The organism is Hydrotalea sp. (assembly GCF_049968455.1).
Lineage (GTDB): Bacteria > Bacteroidota > Bacteroidia > Chitinophagales > Chitinophagaceae > Hydrotalea.
In genome coordinates this window covers 57,678-79,674 of the sequence record NZ_JBMFQT010000009.1, presented here as the reverse complement: position 1 = coordinate 79,674, position 21,997 = coordinate 57,678, and the positions used below count along the sequence as shown (strand labels likewise).

The window sequence follows — 21,997 nt, the reverse complement described above, 5'->3', positions numbered from 1 at the left end:
ACTTTTGCAGCATTTCAATGTAACTAACTTATGTCTGAATTAAGTAAAAATTTTATTCCTACCGAAATTGAAAACAAATGGTATCAACATTGGTTGCAAAAAGGGTATTTTAACAGTGTACCCGATAAACGTGAGCCATATACCATAGTAATGCCTCCACCAAATGTTACAGGAGTGTTGCATATGGGGCATTGTTTAAATAATACCATTCAGGATATTTTAATACGCAGAGCGCGAATGCAGGGCAAAAATGCCTGTTGGGTTCCGGGTACAGACCATGCTTCTATTGCTACAGAAGCAAAGGTGGTGGCCATGCTTCGGGAAAAAGGTATTGCTAAATCATCTTTATCTCGTGAAAAATTTTTAGAATACGCTTGGAAATGGAAAGAAAAATATGGAGGTATAATTTTAGAGCAACTAAAAAAACTGGGTTGCAGTGTTGATTGGAATAGAACCAGTTTTACAATGGACGATGATTATTACCAATCCGTAATACAAGTTTTTATTGACTTGTATAAAAAAGGATATATATACCGTGGTCAAAGAATGATTCACTGGGATGTAAAAGCTAAAACCGCATTGAGTGATGAAGAAGTAATTAGAAAAGAAACACACCAAAAATTATACTACATCCGATACGCTATAAATAATGGTGCAGCAACAAACGAATATATTACCATTGCAACAGTAAGGCCTGAAACCATTATGGGCGATGTTGCAATTTGCATACATCCGAATGATGAGCGTTATAAGCATTTACACGGTAAAACAGTTTTTGTTCCTTTAATTCATAGAGAAATACCCATTATTACTGATGAGTATGTAGCAATGGATTTTGGAACCGGTGCTTTAAAAATTACCCCAGCTCATGATGCCAACGACTATGCTTTAGGTATAAAACATAAATTACCTGTTATTGATATTTTGAATGATGATGGTACATTAAACAAACTAGCACAAATAGGGGTGGGCTTAGATCGTTTTGAAGCCAGAAAATTATTAGTAGAAAAATTAACTGAAGCTAACCATATTGTAAAAGTTGAAGATTATACCAGTGAAGTTGGATACTCAGAAAGAACAGATGCTGTTGTTGAACCGCGTTTAAGTTTGCAATGGTGGGTAAAGATGAAAGAACTTGCTGTACCTGCATTGCAGGCAGTAATGGAGAATGATATTGCTTTCCATCCGGCAAAGTTTAAAAACTTATACAACCATTGGATGAGTAATATTAAGGATTGGTGTATTAGCCGTCAATTATGGTGGGGGCATCGCATTCCTGCATGGTATGATGCTTCGGGAAATTATGCTGTTGCAGCAACTGCTGTAGAGGCATTAATTGAATTGCAAAAAAATAATCCCCAATTAACCTTACAGCAAATTCATCAAGATGAAGATTGTTTAGATACCTGGTTTTCTTCTTGGTTATGGCCTTTTGAAGTTTTTAAGGGATTAAGCAAACCGAATAATGCTGACGTTCAATATTATTACCCAACCAATACATTGGTAACTGCGCCTGAAATCATTTTCTTTTGGGTAGCACGGATGATAATGGCCGGTTATGAATTTACGAATCAACTGCCATTTAAAAACGTATATTTTACGGGTATTGTACGGGATAAATTGGGGAGAAAGATGAGTAAGAGCCTGGGAAATTCACCCGATTTATTAGGATTAATTGATACTTATGGTGCCGATGCCGTTAGGTTTGGAATTATGATTGCCTCACCTGCAGGTAATGATATTTTGTTTGATGAAGCCAGTTTGGAACAAGGTAGAAATTTTAACAATAAAATTTGGAATGCCCTTAAACTAGTGAAGTTGTGGGAAGCAAGGTTTACTGATAATGAAATAAATACCAACGATACCACATTTGCGCTGCAATGGTTTGAAAACCGATTAGCTCAAGTGCAGCAAGAAGTAGAATCTTTAATGCAACAGTTTAAACTAAGTGAGGCATTAAAAGTTATTTACTCATTAATATGGGATGATTTTTGTAGTTGGTATTTAGAATGGGTTAAGCCCGGATTTGAACAGCCTATTTCTAAAAAAGTATATGCAAAAACAATTGAATATTTTGATGTATTATTACAATTGTTGCACCCTTTCATGCCTTTTATTACTGAAGAAATTTATCATCAGTTAGCTAACCGAAATAGTGACTTATGTATAAAACTAATGTTACCCATTACACAACACAATCAAAAAGTTTTGGAAGAGGGTGAATTATTGAAGCAAGTAATAACTGCTATTCGCGAAGCAAGAGTAAAAAATAATATTAAGCCTAAAGATGCTATAGAATTATTTGTAGAAACTCCCAACGCACCTGTTTTTAATAATATTCAATCCATTATCTCAAAACAAGTAAATGCTTCTAGCTTTCAAATAGTAAATAATACAATAAATAACAGCATTGTGGTAGCTATTGAAACGCATAAATTATACATTGTATCAACTGCAGCTATTGATAATACTGCTTTAAAAGAAAATTTGTTGAAGGACTTGGCTTATCAAATGAATTTTTTGCAAAGTGTTGAGAAGAAATTGAATAATGAAAAGTTTGTACAAAATGCTTCCCCTGCTGTAGTGGCTATGGAACAAAAGAAAAAAGCCGATGCCTTGGCACGTATTCAAACAATTGAAGAGTCTTTGAAATCATTACAGTAAAAGCAACAAAGTAAAGCGGCATGAAAAAATTATTTTTTTTATTTCTGTTATTAGGAGCAATGTTAAGCAGTTATGCCCAAAATGTCGATATTGATTTGTTAACTAGGCTCAATCCTAATCAGCCTAATAGCATTGTGTGGAGAGGGGCAACTATTTCTGCTTATCCGGTAAGTATTGGTGTTCCTGCAGGAATTTGGTTGTATGCCACCATAAAAAATAATCAAACATTACAGCAGCAGGCATATGTGGTTGGTGGAAGTGTAATTATATCTGCAGCTTTGGCTGAAGCAGTAAAATTATCAGTAAATCGTCCAAGGCCTTATACTACCTACCCACAGTTAGTGCATCCTTATGATGCAAGTGAAGCCGGGTATTCCATGCCTTCAGGCCATGTTTCTTTGGCATTTGCTAATGCAACGGCTTTGGCATTGACGTTTAAAAAATGGTATGTTACAGTTCCTGCCTTTGCCTGGGCTACTGCAATTGGTTATTCACGATTGTATTTGGGTGAACATTATCCTAGTGATGTATTAACAGCAGCTATTATTGGTGCAGGAAGTGCTTATGCAGGAAGATGGCTTACTCAAAAATATTTTCAACATAAAAAAGCGCACAAAAATATAGGTGGTTTATGAGTGTGAAAATTCAACAAGCTACAATTGCTGATGTACCGATTATTCAGCAAATAGCATATAAAACCTGGCCCAACACCTATGGTGCTATTTTAAGCGAGGCTCAAATTAATTATATGCTTCAATTAATGTATAATACAAGCGAGTTGGAGAATCAAATTCAAAGTGGTTATCAATATTTATTAGCAGATAATGAAAATGAAATAATTGGCTTTGCAGCTTTTAATGAAATTAGCCCTCAGGCATTTAAACTTCAAAAATTATATGTTTTACCCGAAGCGCAGGGTACAGGTTTAGGGAAACTTTTATTGAATCATATTATTCAAGAAATAAAATCAAAGGGAGCAGTTTCTTTAATATTAAACGTTAATCGTCACAACAATGCTTTGTCTTTTTATACTAAAATGGGTTTTCAAATAATTAGAGAAGAAGATAATGACATTGGTAACGGTTATTTTATGAATGATTATGTAATGCAACTTTCGTTTTAATAAAATAACTACTTGTATTATGAAAGTAGTGTATGCGTTTGCTTTACTACACCCATTACAAAAACACTTTGCACATGCCCTATATTTTCTGCTTCACTTAATTGATTGACATGAAAATCATAGTAATCTTCCATATTTTTAACAGCCACTTTTAACATAAAATCAAACTCTCCGGAAATACTATAACATTCTTTTACTTCAGGCATTGCCTGTATGGCCTTAATAAATTTCAATCCGGCATTTTTGTTGTGTTGCTTTAATGAAACATAACAAATCACCCATAAACCTTTATTAATTTTTGCGGCATTTAACAATGTAACATATTGTTGAATAATGCCGGTTTGTTCTAATTTTTTTATGCGTTCGTGTACCGGTGATGTACTTAAATGAACTTTGTCTGCAATTTCTTTAATGGTTAATCGGGCATTGGTTTCCAAAAGCCGTAAAATTTCTAAATCTACTGCATCTAATCCATTAGGTATTTCATAATCGGTAGTTTGTCCTTTTTGCTTCGTCATAGTCTTTATTTTTTAGCAAATTTTACTAAATAACGCCTATATTATTTAAATATTTCCTGAAATTATTGGTTTAATTCGGAAATTTATGCTTCCAAGTTATCTTTGCAATCCTAAATAAAATATTATGTCATCTACTACCTATGCTATTGATTTTAAATTACCCTATAAAGTGGCCGATATTAGCTTGGCTGATTGGGGTCGTAAAGAAATAAAATTAGCTGAAGCTGAAATGCCCGGCTTAATGGCTTTACGTGCTGAATATGGTGCTTCTCAACCTTTAAAAGGTGCACGTATTGCCGGATGTTTACACATGACTATTCAAACTGCAGTTTTAATTGAAACATTGGTTGCATTGGGTGCTGAAGTAAAATGGAGTTCATGTAACATTTTTTCAACCCAAGACCATGCCGCTGCTGCAATTGCTGCTGCCGGTATTGGCGTATTTGCATGGAAGGGGCAAACAGTTGAAGAGGCTGAATGGTGTATAGAACAAACTTTATTTTTTGGTAGCGCTGACAGACCTTTAAATATGATTTTGGATGATGGTGGTGATTTAACCAATATTGTATTTGATAAATATCCTGAATTAGTTAAAAATGTTCGTGGGTTATCGGAAGAAACTACAACGGGCGTTCATCGCTTATATGAAAGAATGGAAAAAGGAACTTTACCTATTCCTGCCATTAATGTAAATGATTCAGTTACTAAATCAAAATTCGACAACAAATATGGCTGTAAAGAAAGTTTAGTTGATGCTATACGTCGTGCTACAGATGTTATGATGGCCGGTAAAGTAGCTGTAGTTGGAGGTTACGGTGATGTGGGTAAAGGTTCTGCTGCTTCATTACGTGGTGCAGGTTGCCGTGTTATTGTTACTGAAATTGACCCAATATGTGCATTACAAGCGGCAATGGACGGATACGAAGTAAAACCCATGATTGAAGCTGTTGAAGAAGCAGATATTATTGTTACTGCTTCAGGTTGCCGCGATTTAATTACGGAACCCCATTTCCGTAAAATGAAAGATAAAGCCATTGTATGTAATATTGGCCATTTTGATATTGAAATTGATATGGCATGGTTAAATGCTAACTATGGGCATACTAAAAATACCATTAAACCACAAGTTGATTTATATACCATTGATAACAAAGATGTTATTATATTAGCAGAAGGCCGTTTGGTAAATTTAGGTTGTGCTACAGGGCATCCTTCTTTTGTAATGAGTGCTTCATTTACCAATCAAACTTTAGCACAAATTGAACTTTGGAACAATGCCAATAAGTATGAAAACAAAGTGTATGTGCTTCCTAAAGTATTAGATGAAAAAGTAGCTCGTTTACATTTAAGTAAAATTGGTGTTCGTTTAGATACCTTAACTGATGTTCAGGCTAAATATTTGGGTATTACTAAAGAAGGGCCATTTAAAGCCGAAATGTATCGTTATTAAACTCAATGATAATTATTATAAAAAATGCCTGATGTTGTCACATCGGGCTTTTTTTATTCCAATATTAAATTTTGCTAATTAGTAAAATTAACGTGTGATTTATCCACTCATTTTCTAACTTGCAATAGCAAAATAAAATGTATGGCAGGATTATTAGATTTTATAGGTAATACACCTTTGATTGAATTGAAACATATTTCAAAAAATAAAAATGTTCAAATTTTTGCTAAGTTAGAAGGCACTAATCCGGGTGGAAGTGTAAAAGATCGTGCTGCATATGGTATGATAAAAGGGGCATTAGAACGTGGTGAACTTAAACCCGGTATGAAATTAATTGAAGCTACCAGCGGCAACACAGGTATTGCTTTGGCAATGATTGCTCGCTTATTTAATGTAGAAATAGAATTAGTAATGCCTGAAGATGCTACCCGCGAAAGGGTGTTGACCATGCAGGCATATGGTGCAAAGGTTACACTTACACCCAAAGCACAATCAATGGAAGGAGCAATTGATTATGCAAATGCAAGGGTGGCAGAAGGGGGATATTTAATGCTAAATCAATTTGCTAATCCCGATAATTATAAAATGCACTATGCAACCACCGGCCCCGAAATTTGGCGTGATACTGCGGGAAAAGTAACACATTTTGTTTCATCAATGGGTACTACGGGCACTATTATGGGTGTATCACGATATTTAAAAGAGCAAAATCCTTCAGTTCAAATCATTGGATGCCAACCGACGGAAGGTTCAAAAATTCCTGGAATTCGCAAATGGCAAGAAGCTTATCTACCCAAAATTTTTGAAAGAAATAGAGTAGATGCTTTAATAGATGTTTCAGAGCAAAATGCACGAACAATGACCAAACGTTTAGCACGTGAGGAAGCAGTTTTTGCCGGAATGAGCAGTGGTGGTGCTGTATATGCTGCCGAACAACTTTCCGCTCAATTAGATAAAGGATTAATTGTATGTATTATTTGCGACAGAGGCGACAGATATTTATCAAGTGATTTATTTGATTAAGTTAATTGAATTATTAACTTAACAAAACCCTTGTTTAATAGCCCCATGTTTTCATTATGGCTAAATTTTCTTTTGCACAATCTAGTGGCGCTTTTCCTTGGTATGACTCTTGTTCAATAATGAACAAATGAGTGCCGCCTTTATCTTTTCCATAATCAATGGCTTCTTTCACCGGCACAACGCCATTATTTAATAAGCTGCTTTCATAATTTTCATTTCCTCCTGACGATCGAATTTCGTTTTTAACATGCATAGAAGCAAACCTGCCCGGATATTTATTTAAAATAGGCATAACAGTGGCATTGCCATTATATAAGTTGCCAACGTCTAATTGCTGCGTAACTAAAGTAGGATCTGTATTTTGAAGAATAACATCATAAATGGTGGTGCCGGGTGTTATTTCTTTAAACTCAAAATCATGGTTATGATAACCAAACTTTAAACCCCAGCGTTTGCATAGTTGCCCGCATTTATTAAACACCTCCATATAATTTTTAAGTTGATCCACATTTGTTCGCATGGAATCGTCTAACCAAGGGCTAATAACATATTGTTGCCCAACAATGGCAGCATCTTCAATGGTGTGTTTCCATTCTTTAGTAAAATCTTTTTTTGCAGCATCCCAATGTTCGGGTTTTAAAACTGTGTGGCCGCTAGGCATATTCATACCCAGATTGCTTAGTATTTTTTTAAAGGCTTTAGCAGAATAACCATAAAATTTCCTATCAATATAATTGGCATGTTCTACCTGTGTATAGCCCATGGATGCTAATTGTTGCAGGGTTTGTAAAGGATTGGCCTTCATGTCATCACGTACCGAATAAAGTTGAATACCGGTTACAATTTTGCTTGTATTGCCAAAAGCATTTACATATTTTGGTAAAACCATTGTACCTAATGCAGCCATTGAACTGCTTACTAAAAAATTTCTTCTACTAATAGTCATAAGCCAAAGTTTTATTAAATACCGAATGTTCTAAAATTATGGCTTTTTTTTTAACTATCCACATATTAACTTTAGCAATATTTACAAATTGGAATGAAATATATTTACATGTTCTTATAGCTCACTTAATAAATTAATGTTTTTTATTTATGAAATTAATGAAACACCTGCTAAATGGCTGCTTTATTACCGGCAGTTTATTTTTGTTTTCTTGTAATAATGGGAAAAAACCAATACAAAATTCCGACTCAACTAGTAACAAAAAGGTTGTTAATACAATGGTTCCAGGAACGCCAATTAAATATGACAGTTCCAAAAGATATATTTTTCTAACATGGGATGATTCACCACAACCACCGGGTACGCAAAACTGTGCGCAAACATTCCGTAACCAAGGTGTAAAGGCTACTTTCTTTTCTGTAGCTGCACACTATGATATTGATCCTTTACGCAAAAGAATTTTAGATAGTTTAAAAAAATCATATCCACAATTTTTGGTAGCCAATCATAGTTATACTCATGCTTTTCGCGATAATTATAATTTTTATTACACGCATGTTGATAGTGCAGTAAATGATATTTTGAAAGCGCAACAGGATATGCAAATTCCTTTAAAAATAGTACGTCTACCCGGTAGAAATACTTGGGCAGGAAATGGGGAATTCCGCGGGCCTAAAACAAGCGAAAAAGTAGCAAGGAAATTAGATTCTTTAGGTTTTAAAATTATTGGGTGGGATGTTGAATGGCAATTTATTAAAGGTAATACTCCTAAGCAAAGCGCTACTGAATTAGCTAAAGAGGTGAATAATAAATTTGATATTGGTTATACCAATCAACCCAACATGATGGTTATTTTGGCACATGACAGAATGTTTGCAAAGCCCCAGTATGTTGATTCGCTTAATGCATTCATTCAATTATTAAAACAAGATCCTCGAAATGTTTTTGAAACTATTGACCATTATCCAATTGTTCAACAAAAATAAAATATATGAAAAAAGCTATTTTTTTAATGGGATTACTTAGTTTATCATTCATTGCCTTTCAGGCTTGTGCACAAGACAAAAGCAAGCGTCCTAGCCCGCCGGCTACTGCTTCCGTTACTACCCATAATGGAGTAACTATTACAATTGATTATAGCCAACCTGCTATTAAAGGGCGAACCCTTGGCAAGGAGATTGCTCCTTATGGACAAGTATGGCGCACCGGTGCAAATGAAGCAACGGTATTTCAAATTAATAAGGATGTTACCATTGATGGTAAATCGCTTAAGGCAGGTAAGTATAGCGTATACAGTATCCCCGGAAAAGATGAATGGACTTTTATTCTAAATAAAACTTGGAATCAATGGGGCACTGAATACAATCAAAAAGATGATGTTATGCGCTTTACAGTTAAACCATTAAAGCATGCCTTCACAGAAAGAATGACTTTTGCTATTACTCCATCGGGTGAAGTAAGTTTATTATGGGGTGATGTTAGTGTAGGATTTATGGTAAAATGATAGATCTGCAATGCTTATTTTAACTCCGAAATATCATTTCGGAGTTTTTTTATGTACAATGCTTTTAAATTTTATTCATTCATAAATTTTTCAAACTTTATTAATTGTCTTAACTTTCAAATGGTTATATTGCCTGGCTAAAAATCACCAAAATCTTTCAATGCGGCTTACCCAATATAATATAATAAGCCCCTTTATTCTATGTGTGTGCATTTGGTTATGTAGCTGTAATTTTTGTTTAGCGCAAGATAAAAAATCGCAGTTAGATACTACTTTACAATTTTTAACTCCTCGTAAAGGTTTATTTGAAAAATTAGTAAAAAGTATTGTTAATAGTACACCTCCTCCGGAAGATACAGCCATTGTAACCATAAATAATATTACGCCATTTGCTTTATACAATGGTGCAATAATTAGACACATTCATATTGTAGACGTTAGATTTGGCGAATCAGTGAATGACACTACACTAAAAAAGAAAAATTTATTTGATGAGATTGGTAACTCAATTCATTTAAAAACAAGAAAGTCTTTCATATCTCAAAATTTATTTTTTAAGAAGGGACAACCCATGTCGCCTTATTTAGTAGCAGATAATGAACGGTACTTACGAGACCAACCTTATTTGCAAGATGCTCGAATTATTATTACCGGTAATTCTCCTGATTATGACTCAGTTGATTTAACGGTTTTTTATAAAGATGTTTTTCCAATAAGTGGTTCCGGCGATGGCGGTAGTGGGCAGAGTATTTATGCAGAAGTACAAGATGAAAACTTTTTAGGGAATGGGCAACGGGTTAAAATTGAAAATTTATATGATTTAACCCGGCGGACTCGTTATGCTTTTGGTGGTGAATATTTGCGAAGAAATATTGCCGGTACATTTGCCAACTTTACGGTTGGTTATCAAGGAAATGCTCCTGCATTTAATAGTGGCAGAAGAGAAGAAACTCAGGTGTATTCTTCTTTAGATTTACCATTGGTTAGCCCTTATGCATTGTGGACAGGTTCTTTAAATGCATCTTTGCATTACACTACCAATCAGTATGTAAGCGATTCATTGTACAATCAAATGTTCAAATATAGGTATGCTTCTTATGATATGTGGGCCGGGTATAACGTTTCTGCAAGACGTTTGTTACATGAAACTAATTCGCGAAAACCTAAAGACTTTGTTGCACTTCGTTTGGTAAAGAACGATTTTCTGGAAATTCCAAACTTGTATGAAACACAATATAATTTTCAATATGCCAATTTAGTAAGTGTTTTAGGTGCATTCACAAGGTTTAAACAAGATTATTACAGAACCAACTTTATTTATGGTTTTGGTAGAAACGAAGATATTCCTGCCGGTTATAATTTATCAGCATTGTTTGGTTGGACTAACAAACAAGGGTATACACGTCCATATGCGGGGGTTGATTTACAGAAATATGTAGTAACACCTAAGCAGGCATTTTTTAATTATGAACTAAAATTTGGTGGATATTTTAATAATGGAAGTTTTCAAGACATTAGTTTTTTAGCAAGCTTAGAGTCATTCTCACGCCTTCGTAGGTTGGGCAATAGCCGATGGTTGGTTCGCCATTTTATTAATGGAAGTTTTACCCAACAAATCAATACTTTTTTAAATGAACCCTTAAGAGTAAATAGTCAATTTGGTATTCCATCATTCAACAACATTATTGGATACAATGGTTCAAGTAGAGCAACCGGGAGTTGTGAATCAGTTTTTTATAATACTTGGAAGTTTTTTGGGTTTAGCTTTGCCCCATTTGCATTTGGGAATATTTCCTACTTAAAACCTATAGGCGAGGGGTTTAGTTATGGAGATGTTTATACTGCTTGGGGAGGTGGGGTAAGAACCAGAAATGAAAACTTAGTTTTTGGAACTATAGAATTAAGGGTTCAATATTTTCCAAGAACAACAGTAGGAATGTCTCCTTGGAATATTGGTGTGCAAACAAATCTTCAATTTAAATATAATAGCCAATATATAAAAAAGCCCGATTTTGTTACAGTAAATTAAACTTTATGATTATAGATCTCCTGCATAATCAGAAATATTATAATTTTTCAACGCAAATGCTAAAAGCTTTTCAATTTCTGCAAAATAATAATTTGCAAAGTTTATCTGAAGGTAAATATGAAATTGATGGGTCAAAAATTTTTGCATTAGTAAATAGTTATGAAACACTTGAGCCGGAGAAAGAAAATATGGAATCTCATTTAATTTATACTGATGTGCATTACATTATTAAAGGCCATGAACAAGTTGGACATGGTTTTTTAGAGGCAATGCCCAAACAAAAACATATTGATATTAATAATGATTGCATCATTTATGATGCACAACCTTCATTTTATTCAACTTTAATGGAGGGTATGTTTGCTGTATTTTTCCCACACGATGTACATATGCCCGGTATTTTTTTGCAGAAAAAATGTTTGGTGAAAAAAGTAGTTATTAAAGTAGCTTTATAAATTATCAACTAATTAATTGTTGAATTGTAATATTTGCAGTTAATTATTTAGCACTATGGTACAAGCCTATAATTTTTTAGCCAGCTGGCAGTTATTCCCGGAAAAATGTAATTATGAATTTGGAATAGTTCCTAAAAGCGGCCATTATAAAATTGAGACAACTGATAATGGAAAAGCTTTACAAATAAGCATGAACTGGATTACGCATGAAAATGATGCTTATTATGCACAATTTTCCGTAATACCCGATGGGAGTAAACAACCATGTGAATACCAAGAATTAGCAGATACTATACAGGCTGAAATACCTGACTCGTCAAACTTTATTACGTACTTTTTTAAAAATGAACAACTGGTATTAACTGTTCAACATAATATTTTACCCAATGGTTATTTAGCACTGCAAAATAGTGGTATTAGACCTAACGGAGATGCCTTTGTGAATAAAGAAGTATATTACAAGCAAATGAGTGTGTTACCATATGCTTCTTCAGTAGGCAGTGTAGTGGTAAAGCCTACAAAGCAGGGTGTTATAAAACATAAAGCTTTAACTGCAATGGAAGAACAAACAAATATGCAGTTGGAACAGATTAAACAACAAATAGAACTATTGGCAAGACAAGCTCAAGAGATACGAAAGCGAAAGGAGCTAAGCCTAATGATATATGATGCCCAAATAAATTTTAAACCACAAATTGGTCAAGTATACCATTTATACGAAAAGAAAGATGGAAATTATTTACTTTCATTGGTGGCCCCTAAAGAGTGGGGGGCAGGTTTTGGACCTTTTAAACAATTTATTGCTTCTGTTCAATTGTTAGCGGACCACACATGGGTAGAGGTTGCATAATATATAAATAATAAAACTGTAACTAAAAAGTTACAGTTTTATTGTGACCCCGTCAGGATTCAAACCTGAAACCTTTTGATCCGTAGTCAAATGCTCTATTCAGTTGAGCTACGGGGCCATTGTTTTATTAATTGGGTTGCAAATATAGTAGGTTAATACTTAAAACCAAAAAGGAACAACAAAAATTTATTCTTTATAAATGCCTGCAGCTGTTTTTTCAACCCATTTTTTGGGAAGTAGCCATGCAAAAAATGCCCCTAACTTGTTTACAAAACCTGTTATAACTTCTGTCTTTTCTGCATACATAGCTTTTATTGCAAGTTTTGCCACTTCATTAGCCGACATATTGAGTTTTGATGCAGCCTTTTGGGCTTTTTCTCCAACTTGGGCCCTATTGGGGAAATCTGTATCGGTTGCACCTGGACAAACTGCAGTTACTGTAATATTGGTATCTTTTAATTCATATTGCAAACCTCTGGAAAAGCTTAATAAAAATGCTTTTGTAGCAGCATATAAAGTTAAACCCGGCACCGCTTGATAGGCTGCTGCACTCGCAACATTTAAAATATAAGCTTTGGGTTGCTGTTTTAAGTGGGGTAATAGCAAATAAGTTAATTGAACAGGAGCGAACATGTTTAACCGCATCATGTCCTCATGCTGCATTAATGGATACTTGTCAAAAGCACCACTTAATCCATAACCCGCATTATTGATTAAGCCCTTAATATTGAATTGGTTAAGTTTTATCCAATTATACACATCTTCAGCTGCATTTTCTTTGGCTAAATCGCACACTAAGTAGTGCACCACAATGTCGTATTGCTGCTTGAGTGTTTCAGCTAAATTGGCTAAAATATCTTCACTTCTAGCAATGATTATTAAATTGTTTTTATCGGCAGCTAATATTTCAGCAATGGCTTTGCCTATGCCCTTGCTTGCACCTGTAATTAAAAAGTAACCATGCATATGCATTGAAGTTAAAGGGTCAAAGACTTCTATCCACATAAATAATGCAATGTTTATTAGGCATCACATTGAATTTTTTAATGATGTACCACTTTGGTAAATCTGTGGTAAAAAGGTGTTTTACTTTTTTCGTGTTTGGGTTTAAATTTACCTGTAATAATAGGTACATACATTACTCTTCTTCTACTTGCTTCACCAACCAATGGTGATTGTTTAACTCTATGCCAGGTGCGACCATCATGAACAGTTAAATCGCCGGCAAAAATATCAAAGCCAACCTCTTTGGGGTCGTCACTATAGTCAACAAAATATTTTTTTCCGAAGAGTAATTGTAAAATATTTTGTTTATGGGTACCTGGCAAAACTCTTAATCCACCATTCTCAAATAAACAGGTATCTAAATGAATACCAACATTAAGCATTGGCATTATTTTTTGGCCTAAAAATAAATCACGTGGGCTGTCGGTATGCCATCCCATTTGGGTAAATGTGCTGTTAGGGATATTGATATAGTTGTTGATGACTAAGCCATCTTTTTCATTTTCGGCAATTCTTCCTTCATAATTGCCCAATAATTTAATTAAAGCTTTTAGGCGGTTATCACCTAATAATTCATGTAAGGGATTACTATATAAAGAGGTAAAACATAGCCGTTGAATGGTTTTGTTATTATGCTCATCCCTACCAAATTTTAAAGGAATACCATTAATTTTTTCTTTTCCTTCGGTAAGCCAGGCATACTCAAGCTTTCTTAATTCGTTTAAATATAGGGATACCTTTTCTGGAGTTAAAAAATTACGGAACACGATGACACCGTGTTTGTCGAAAAAATCCATTTGCTCCACAGTAATAGTATCACCTAATTCAAAGTTACTATTCCATTTGTTCATTCGAGGGTCATTTATCAAAGTAACTGCAATGTTAATTAATTATTATAAAATTGTAACTATAGTGTGAACTAAAAATAAATTAATTCTTCCAAATTTGTAGTCTTTTCTTTTAATAATGTATTTGAGCTTATATTTACTGATTATTTATGTTGAAAAAAAATGCTCTGCTAATAACCCTAAATTGTTTGATATCACATTTTTTATTTGCACAGGAGGGTAAAAAGGACAGTCTTTTTTCAAAAAGAGTACTTTATTTTCCTGTTATATCTAAATCCATTGAAACTAGTTGGTCTTTCGGGGTTGCTGGATCTGCTACATTTCATTTGTCCAAATCTGATACAACTTCTCGTACCTCTAATTTACAATCAATTTTATTATACTCTTTGAAACAGCAATTTATAGCTGCAATAAATGGTGCGGAATACTTTAAAAAAGAAAAATATATTTTAAACGAACAAATTTCTTTCAGTTCATTTCCTGATAAATTCTGGGGTTTAGGAAATAATTCACCTGATTCGTCAGTCGAAAATTATAGTTTTCATCAGTATTATGTGAATTTACATTTACTCAGACATTTAGGTCATCATTTCTTTGGGGGGGTGTTATATGAAATGCAAAATGTATATAATGTTAAATATATTCAAGGAGGATTGTTTGATAAACAAAATATAGCTGGAAGGAACGGATATACTGTAAGTGGCTTAGGCATGAGTTTTACCTACGATAATAGAAATGATGCTTTTGCACCCAATAAAGGCATATTTGCTCAGGCTTATTTTAACCATTTTGATAATTTAATAGGTTCCTCATTTAATTACACGAATGTTGTTGTTGATATAAGAAAATACTTACAAATATTACCAAAACAAATCTTAGCTTTTCAGTTATACAGCTTTTCAAATATTGGTGATGCAATTCCTTTGCGAAGTTTAGCTTCCTTAGGAGGTGCAAATAGCATGCGAGGTTATTATAGTGGACGCTACCGCGATAAACAAGCTTTCGTTTTTCAATCTGAATACCGATTTTCAATATATAAAAAATTGGGTATGGTAATATTTGGCAGTAGTGGAGAAGTTGGTACAACTGTCAATGATTTTAATTTAGATGGTTTAAAATATGCCTATGGTGGTGGTTTACGCATTCAATTGACTAAAAATGAAAAATTGAACTTGCGGTTAGATTATGGTATTGGTCAAGGAAATAATCAGGGATTTTATTTGCAACTAGGAGAGGCTTTTTAAGCTATTCAGCGTAGTTATTTTGAAATGTGGGTGAAATCCAATGTTGTGCTAATTTGTATACCAAAAAAGCAAATAAAGGAGCCATAACAACATCAATTGTATAATGAACGTGTTGGATTAGTATCATTAATCCAATTAACATAGTAGATAAAAGCGCCAAGTTTTTTAATTTGGATTTTTTCAATACTAAGAAAATTAGAAATTGTGTGGAAGTATGACCAGAATAAAACAAGTCTTTTGTAATAAAATTAGGGCCATAAAAATAGTTACTAATAGGATCAGTTAACGCAATAAGATTATCAGGTGGATTTAAGGGGATTAAGCTAATGGTAATAATTCTTGATATATTTAAGAAGATATAAGCCCATAAAAAAAGCAAAAATATTTCAGGATCTCGAATGGCTTCAATAATTAAAATTAAAACCATTGCCCAAATAACGCAAAATATAGGTACCGATAAATTTACTGCAGGCAAATTGTTCAATATTCTATCGGTTAATACAAAGCCATCTCTACTTTCAATAAATTGAAAAAAATAGGGGAAGATGATTAAAATGCCTATTAACACCACCAGCCCAATTAATAATTTGGCTTTAAAAGTTGGCTGTTGCCAGGCATTTTTCCAAACTGAGGGCAATGAATTCTGTTCCTTATTCACCCGTGCAAGATAAGTTTTATTTTAATAATCCATTCTAACAAAGGCTTCCATAGCTGCGTATTGTGTAAGTCCTAAACTTGCATATAGATGTGCTGTAGTTGCATTTCGGTCTTCAGCTCTTTGCCAAAATTCACGGCTATCTGAGCCCTGAAAAGGAACCATATCTTTTTGCGATTGATGTATGAAAATTCCATACCTTTTTTTCATTACTTGATCGGGGCTCATAGGAATAGCCATTTCTATTTCGGTAATATCCCATTCTTGCCAAGCTCCTTTATATAACCATAACCAACAATCTTCAATCCATTTTTCACCGGAAGCTTTAATGCGTTTTAGGCTTTCTATAACTATATCTAAACATACTTTATGTGTTCCATGTGGATCGGCTAAATCACCCGCACAATATACCTGATGCGGTTTTAACTTTTGTAATAAATCGATTGTAATTTCTACATCCTTTTCCGTGTAAGGATTTTTTTCTATGGTTCCGGTTTCATAAAAGGGTAAATTCATAAAATGTGCATTGCTGTCGCCTACACCAACGTATCGACAAGTAGCTCTTGCTTCGCAGCGCCTAATTAATCCTTTTATAGCACGAATTTCTTGGGTGTCTATTTCATTTTTTTTCTTGGTGGCTAAAAAGCGTTTAGCCTCACTTAATATTTCTTCGGTTTTTTTATTGTCTATCCCAAATAAGTTTTCAAAACCAACAGCAAAGTCTAAAAATCGAGTTACAAATTCATCAGTAACGGCTATGTTGCCACTTGCCTGATATCCTACATGCACATCGTGTCCTTGATCGTGTAAACGCATAAATGTTCCACCCATGCTAATAATGTCATCATCGGGGTGCGGTGAAAAAATTAAACAGGTTTTAGGATAAGGAGTACTTCTTTCAGGATGCCCCGGAATATGAACATTGGGTTTCCCTCCCGGCCATCCGGTAATGCTATCGCGAAGCATATAATAAACTTGTAAGTTAATGTCATAAGCATCTCCCTTTTCAACCAATAAATCACTTAAGCCATTTTCATTATAGTCGTGCATAGTTAAACTTAATACAGGCTTATTTAATTTAAGTGCCATGTTAACAACTGCACGTTTAATTACTTTCGGTGTCCATTCAACTTCACCTGTTAACCAAGGAGATTTAATGCGGGTTAATTCAGCTGCCGCATTATGATCAAGAATAAAAGTGCAATTATTGTGTTGCTGTAATATACTGGCAGGTATTTGTTCAGTAACCTGGCCTTCAACACTTTTTGCTATTATACTTGCTTTAGAACCCCAGGCCATTAATAGAATTTTTTTGGCTTTTAAAATGGTGCTAATGCCCATAGTAATGGCCATTCTGGGAACTTCAGAAATATTTTGAAACTCATATGCATTATTAATACGAGTTGTATTATCCAACGAAACCAACCTTGTTTTTGAATAGATACTTGACCCAGGCTCATTAAAACCAATATGACCATTGGCTCCAATTCCTAAAATTTGTAAATCAATACCACCGGCATTTTCAATTAATTGTTCATAAGTTTCGCAAGCTTTTTTTGCTTCTTCTTTAGATAATTCGCCGTTTGGTAAATGAATATTTTCTTTTGGAATGTCTACATGGTCAAACAGATGTCGATGCATATAACTCCAATAGCTTTGTAAAGCCTCTCTTTCTAAGGGATAATATTCATCTAAATTAAATGTAATAACATTTTTAAAGCTTAATCCTTCCGTTTTATGTAAATTAACTAAATGTGCATATAGGCGAATAGGAGTGGCACCGGTAGCTAATCCTAAAACACAAGGTAAATTTTTAGCTTGCTTTTCTTTAATTAATGAAGCAATTTCCCTGGCAACAAATAAAGAACCGTCATCTGAACTGTCGAATATTTGAACAGGAATTTTTTCAAAACTGTCAATTAAATCAACGTTGAATTTGTGTGGTTTGGTAGTTGTGGACATAAAATATGATTTTGCGTTTTTTTGCAGGTTAAATTTAGTAATTATACTTTGTAACGGAAAAATAAAAGCAAACGTTTGCAGCTCTTACCTTTAATTAGCGTTTTGTTGCCATTTTTTATTGAAATGCACATTCCAGAGTTGGAACCTGTTGGTTTCAGATTGAAGTTTTGTTGCAAAGTTTTTCCAATTTTTTTTATCAGGGTTTGTCCATAAAACTTCACTTAATGCACTCATACGAGGTAAAATCATGTATTCTACTTTAGTGTCATATTTCATGTATTCTGTCCACACATTTCCTTGAGCGCCCAAAATATATTTTGCTTCATCTGCATTTAAGTTATTGGGTACTGGATTATAACTATATACTTTTTCTACAGTCGTATAACCACCAATTGTTAAGGAGTCTTCTGGTTTGTTTTGACTGTGATCGAAATAACACCAAGCACCCGGAGTCATTATTACATCATGATGCTGTTGTGCTGCTTCAATGCCACCTTTTTCACCACGCCAACTCATTACCGTTGCATTGGGTGCAAGCCCTCCTTCCAAAATTTCATCCCAGCCAATAATTTGTCTGCCTTTGCTATTTAAATATTTTTCTATTCTATGGATGAAATAACTCTGTAGTTCGTGTTCATCTTTCAATCCTTTCTCTTTCATTAATTGTTGGCAAAAAGGAGAAGCTTTCCAATAAGTTTTAGGGCACTCATCGCCACCAATATGTATGTATTTAGATGGGAATAAATCCATTACTTCATTTAATACATTTTCTAAGAATTGAAAAGTATATTCTGACGGGCAAAAAACATCATCAAAAACACCCCAACCTTGTTGCACCTGTTTACCGGTGGTATCGCCGCACCATAAATTTTTATTGGCAGGTGTAGGCGTATCTTTATCAGGAAAACAACTTAGTTCAGGGTAAGCAGCAATTGCAGCCGATGCATGTCCGGGCATTTCAATTTCAGGGATTACTGTTATAAAACGATTTGCAGCATATTGTACAATATCTTTAATTTCTTGTTGTGTGTAAAAGCCGCCATAACGAATACAATCGTTGCCTGTACCGGGTGCATGCCCGATAATTGTTCCGTTACGATAAGCCCCTACCGTTGTTAATTTTGGATACTGTTTTATTTCTATTCGCCATCCTTGGTCTTCTGTTAAATGCCAATGAAAAGTATTCATTTTATGCAGGGCAATTAAATCAATGTATTGTTTAATGAAATCAACTGAAAAAAAGTGGCGACCAACATCTAAATGCATGCCTCTATATGCAAATTGTGGTTCGTCTTCAATTGAAACTGCTGCTATAGTTAATTGTTTATTAGCTTTTACAGGTAAAAGTTGAATAAGGGTCTGCATTCCATAAAATGTACCTGCATAACTATTGCCTGAAATGGTTATGTTATGTGGGGTAGATTGAAAACTGTAATATTCCGGGTTATTCGGTGCTTGAATAAACTTTTTGGTTTGGAAGGTGATACCTTCTGCTTGTTTGTTTTTGTGAATAGGTAGTTTAAAATGGTAATATTTTGATAGATAATCATTAAAAAAATGAGCCGTGTTTAAATCGCCTTCATCCATAACAATGATAGGAGTGTTAGGCGTTAATTTGAATACTCCTTTTTGTAATTGTATTTTCGATGGTTCGGGTATAATTGACACTACATTTTTTTGTGCTAACATAGTTTTTGTTAGGAAGAAACTCATGAATAACAAAGGCAAGTATTTTTTCATAATGGTTAGTTTGGGTACTATATATTAATAATTGGTTGGTAAAATAGCTTAGTTATTACTAGGCAAAATAGGCAATAATAAATATGAATCATTATTGTAAATGCGAATATTGGCCTTTTTAAAATCGCTGTCTTTAGCATGATATATATCTAGAAATTGTTGCGGATTTCTGTCCACTAATGGAAACCAACTACTTTGTATTTGCACCATTATTTTATGACCTTTTTTGAAGGTGTGAGCAACGTCGGGTAAAGTATATTGAACAGTGGTTGGTGTTTTTGGCTTAAATGGTTCCGGTTTTTCAAAACTGTTTCTAAAACGACCTCGCATTACTTCACCTCTAACCAACATTTCATAGCCACCCATAGGATAAGTAGAAGCATTGTTGTATTCAAAGTCTTCCGGAAAAACATCAATTAATTTCACTACAAAATCTGCATCTGTTGTTGATATACTAACATTTAAATGTGCAGTTAAGGGACCTGCTAAAGTTACATCGTTGGTTAAAGTAGGTGTTTCATATACCAACACATCGGGGCGTGTGGCAGCAAAACGTTGATCATCTGTCATATATTCCCTGGTTCTATACTCATGTACACCATCTGTGTACGGTACCGGCTTTGCGGGATCGCTTGTATATTCCGAGAATGAGATATTGAAAGTTTTGGCTGGCTCAAAACTTAATTTTCCATTTTGTTGTAAATAAAGTTTTGACGTTTGAATGTTAGCAGGAGGCCATACATTGAACTGATGCCATTTGTTTTCACCACTAAAAAATATATTGGCTTCAGCAATTTTATCTATACTTCCGGCACCTTTTAAATAATAATTGAAAAAAGGAATTTCAATATTATTAGCATACCAGTCGGCAGTATTGCTATCAAAATATACGTTTCCTAAATGGGTGCCATCACCACTTGCCCATTGTCCATGATACCAAGGGCCCATCACTAATTTATTATTGTTTTTGGCTTTTAATTCTATGGCTTTGTATAAATTCCATGCACCAAAGCAATCTTCCGCATCAAATAAGCCACCTACAACTAACGATGCAGTGGTTGGTAAAATGTGTTGCATAAAGTTTCTGTCATTTCTTTCTTGCCACCATTGAGTATAGTTAGGATGATTCATTAAGTCATTCCAAAATGCAACACTATCACCCAATAATTTGGTTAAGTTAGGTAGCGCACCTGTGGTTAAGTAGAACCTGTAATTATCTTTAATGGGATAGTTAAAAGGGGTGGGGCTAACGGTAGTGGGTTTTGGCCGTGGTTTTCCAAACGAAGAATAAAAAGCAAATGCATCCATTGCAAAAAAAGCTCCATTGTGGTGAAAATCGTCGCCTATAAACCAATCTGTTACGGGGGCTTGCGGGCTTACTGCTTTTAAAGCAGGATGGTTACTCAGCGCAGCCATAGCTGTATAAAATCCGGGATATGAAATACCAAATACTCCTACGTTACCATTATTGTTGTCGAGGTTGTGAATTAGCCAATCAATTGTATCATAAGTATCAGAGGCTTCATCCACATCATTCTTCGATTTTTTGTCGGGATTATAAGGTCTAATATTCACGAATTCACCTTCGCTCATCCATTTACCTCTCACATCTTGTATAACCATAATGAAGTTTTCTTTCAGGTATGTTTTATAATGATTACGCCAAAACTTTCTATATTCATGTTCACCATAAGGGGCACATGAATAAGGTGTGCGAGTCATTAATATTGGATGTTTTTCAGTATTATCTTTTGGCATGTAAATGGAAGTAAACAATTTTACTCCATCACGCATAGGTATGTAAACTTCTTTTTTTACATAGTTTTGAACAATCCAAATAGAGTCAGCATTTTGTGCAATTGAAAATAAAGGCAATACTAGCAGTAGAAATAAAATTTTTCGCATGGCAAGTTATGTTTATGAATTGCTTAAAAATAAAAAAGATTCTTCGAACGAAGAATCTTTTATGATGAGTGATTTA

General features: G+C 34.3%; 19 protein-coding genes and 1 tRNA gene. 11 read left to right on the top strand and 9 right to left on the bottom strand.

The genetic code is table 11. The features are described 5' to 3' along the window. Window positions 1-30 precede the first annotated feature (30 nt). The 3 genes from ACP5P5_RS08200 to ACP5P5_RS08190 are packed head-to-tail and all read left to right on the top strand — an operon-like array spanning window position 31 to window position 3,787. On the top strand, window positions 31-2,664 hold the full coding sequence (locus ACP5P5_RS08200; RefSeq protein WP_428285620.1) for a valine--tRNA ligase: 2,634 nt from the start codon (window positions 31-33) through the stop codon (window positions 2,662-2,664). A gap of 20 nt (window positions 2,665-2,684) precedes the next feature. After that, window positions 2,685-3,299 carry a phosphatase PAP2 family protein gene (locus tag ACP5P5_RS08195; RefSeq protein WP_428285619.1) on the top strand — a complete coding sequence of 205 codons (615 nt, stop codon included), beginning with the start codon at window positions 2,685-2,687 and terminating at the stop codon, window positions 3,297-3,299. Continuing rightward, a complete protein-coding gene (locus ACP5P5_RS08190; RefSeq protein ID WP_428285618.1) occupies window positions 3,296-3,787 on the top strand; it encodes a GNAT family N-acetyltransferase in 492 nt (163 codons plus the stop codon). Before ACP5P5_RS08195 ends, ACP5P5_RS08190 begins: the two co-directional genes overlap by 4 nt. 17 nt (window positions 3,788-3,804) lie before the next feature. On the opposite strand, the gene ACP5P5_RS08185 is transcribed toward ACP5P5_RS08190, so the two are convergent. Beyond that, entirely contained in the window at window positions 3,805-4,305 is a 501-nt protein-coding gene (locus ACP5P5_RS08185) for an Lrp/AsnC family transcriptional regulator (RefSeq protein ID WP_428285617.1), read from the bottom strand. 124 nt (window positions 4,306-4,429) lie between these two features. On the opposite strand from ACP5P5_RS08185, the gene ahcY reads away from it, so the two are divergent. Together ahcY and cysM are read left to right on the top strand one after the other, a co-directional pair. Then, a complete protein-coding gene (gene ahcY, locus ACP5P5_RS08180; protein WP_428285616.1) occupies window positions 4,430-5,755 on the top strand; it encodes an adenosylhomocysteinase in 1,326 nt (441 codons plus the stop codon). A gap of 141 nt (window positions 5,756-5,896) precedes the next feature. Continuing rightward, the gene (gene cysM / locus ACP5P5_RS08175) at window positions 5,897-6,778 is read left to right on the top strand and encodes a cysteine synthase CysM (RefSeq protein ID WP_428285615.1); all 882 of its coding nucleotides are present in this window, start codon (window positions 5,897-5,899) and stop codon (window positions 6,776-6,778) included. Between the two features lie 34 nt (window positions 6,779-6,812). Here the strand turns inward: cysM and ACP5P5_RS08170 are convergent, their stop codons facing one another. Further along, entirely contained in the window at window positions 6,813-7,724 is a 912-nt protein-coding gene (locus tag ACP5P5_RS08170; RefSeq protein WP_428285614.1) for a sugar phosphate isomerase/epimerase family protein, read from the bottom strand. 149 nt (window positions 7,725-7,873) lie between these two features. Between ACP5P5_RS08170 and ACP5P5_RS08165 the strand changes: the two genes are divergently transcribed. The 5 genes from ACP5P5_RS08165 (at window position 7,874) to ACP5P5_RS08145 (ending at window position 12,562) form a co-directional block, all read left to right on the top strand. Beyond that, window positions 7,874-8,710 (top strand): polysaccharide deacetylase family protein, encoded by an 837-nt coding sequence (locus ACP5P5_RS08165; RefSeq protein ID WP_428285613.1) that lies wholly within the window; start codon window positions 7,874-7,876, stop codon window positions 8,708-8,710. 5 nt (window positions 8,711-8,715) lie between these two features. Then, entirely contained in the window at window positions 8,716-9,228 is a 513-nt protein-coding gene (locus tag ACP5P5_RS08160; RefSeq protein ID WP_428285612.1) for a DUF2911 domain-containing protein, read from the top strand. 160 nt (window positions 9,229-9,388) lie between these two features. Then, on the top strand, window positions 9,389-11,257 hold the full coding sequence (locus ACP5P5_RS08155; RefSeq protein ID WP_428285611.1) for a hypothetical protein: 1,869 nt from the start codon (window positions 9,389-9,391) through the stop codon (window positions 11,255-11,257). 5 nt (window positions 11,258-11,262) lie between these two features. After that, window positions 11,263-11,712: a YhcH/YjgK/YiaL family protein gene (locus ACP5P5_RS08150; protein WP_428285610.1), complete on the top strand. Its 450-nt coding sequence runs from the start codon at window positions 11,263-11,265 to the stop codon at window positions 11,710-11,712. A 55-nt stretch (window positions 11,713-11,767) separates the two neighbouring features. Then, entirely contained in the window at window positions 11,768-12,562 is a 795-nt protein-coding gene (locus ACP5P5_RS08145; protein WP_428285609.1) for a DUF2452 domain-containing protein, read from the top strand. Window positions 12,563-12,606: 44 nt separating this feature from the next. Here the strand turns inward: ACP5P5_RS08145 and ACP5P5_RS08140 are convergent. The 3 genes from ACP5P5_RS08140 to ACP5P5_RS08130 all read right to left on the bottom strand — a co-directional run bounded on the left by ACP5P5_RS08140 (window position 12,607) and on the right by ACP5P5_RS08130 (window position 14,418). Further along, window positions 12,607-12,680: transfer RNA gene (locus ACP5P5_RS08140), tRNA-Arg, on the bottom strand. 68 nt (window positions 12,681-12,748) lie between these two features. After that, window positions 12,749-13,567 (bottom strand): SDR family NAD(P)-dependent oxidoreductase, encoded by an 819-nt coding sequence (locus tag ACP5P5_RS08135; RefSeq protein ID WP_428285608.1) that lies wholly within the window; start codon window positions 13,565-13,567, stop codon window positions 12,749-12,751. A 38-nt stretch (window positions 13,568-13,605) separates the two neighbouring features. Next, entirely contained in the window at window positions 13,606-14,418 is an 813-nt protein-coding gene (locus tag ACP5P5_RS08130; protein ID WP_428285607.1) for a phytanoyl-CoA dioxygenase family protein, read from the bottom strand. Window positions 14,419-14,801: 383 nt separating this feature from the next. On the opposite strand from ACP5P5_RS08130, the gene ACP5P5_RS08125 reads away from it, so the two are divergent. Continuing rightward, window positions 14,802-15,659: a BamA/TamA family outer membrane protein gene (locus ACP5P5_RS08125; protein ID WP_428285606.1), complete on the top strand. Its 858-nt coding sequence runs from the start codon at window positions 14,802-14,804 to the stop codon at window positions 15,657-15,659. A 1-nt stretch (window position 15,660) separates the two neighbouring features. On the opposite strand, the gene ACP5P5_RS08120 is transcribed toward ACP5P5_RS08125, so the two are convergent. From ACP5P5_RS08120 to ACP5P5_RS08105, 4 genes are all read right to left on the bottom strand, one after another. Continuing rightward, entirely contained in the window at window positions 15,661-16,317 is a 657-nt protein-coding gene (locus ACP5P5_RS08120) for a phosphatase PAP2-related protein (protein ID WP_428285605.1), read from the bottom strand. 21 nt (window positions 16,318-16,338) lie between these two features. Beyond that, window positions 16,339-18,276: a glucosamine-6-phosphate deaminase gene (gene nagB, locus ACP5P5_RS08115; RefSeq protein WP_428285604.1), complete on the bottom strand. Its 1,938-nt coding sequence runs from the start codon at window positions 18,274-18,276 to the stop codon at window positions 16,339-16,341. A 90-nt stretch (window positions 18,277-18,366) separates the two neighbouring features. Then, a complete protein-coding gene (locus tag ACP5P5_RS08110) occupies window positions 18,367-20,016 on the bottom strand; it encodes a beta-N-acetylhexosaminidase (RefSeq protein ID WP_428285603.1) in 1,650 nt (549 codons plus the stop codon). A gap of 48 nt (window positions 20,017-20,064) precedes the next feature. Beyond that, window positions 20,065-21,921 carry a CocE/NonD family hydrolase gene (locus tag ACP5P5_RS08105; RefSeq protein WP_428285602.1) on the bottom strand — a complete coding sequence of 619 codons (1,857 nt, stop codon included), beginning with the start codon at window positions 21,919-21,921 and terminating at the stop codon, window positions 20,065-20,067. Window positions 21,922-21,997 lie beyond the last annotated feature (76 nt).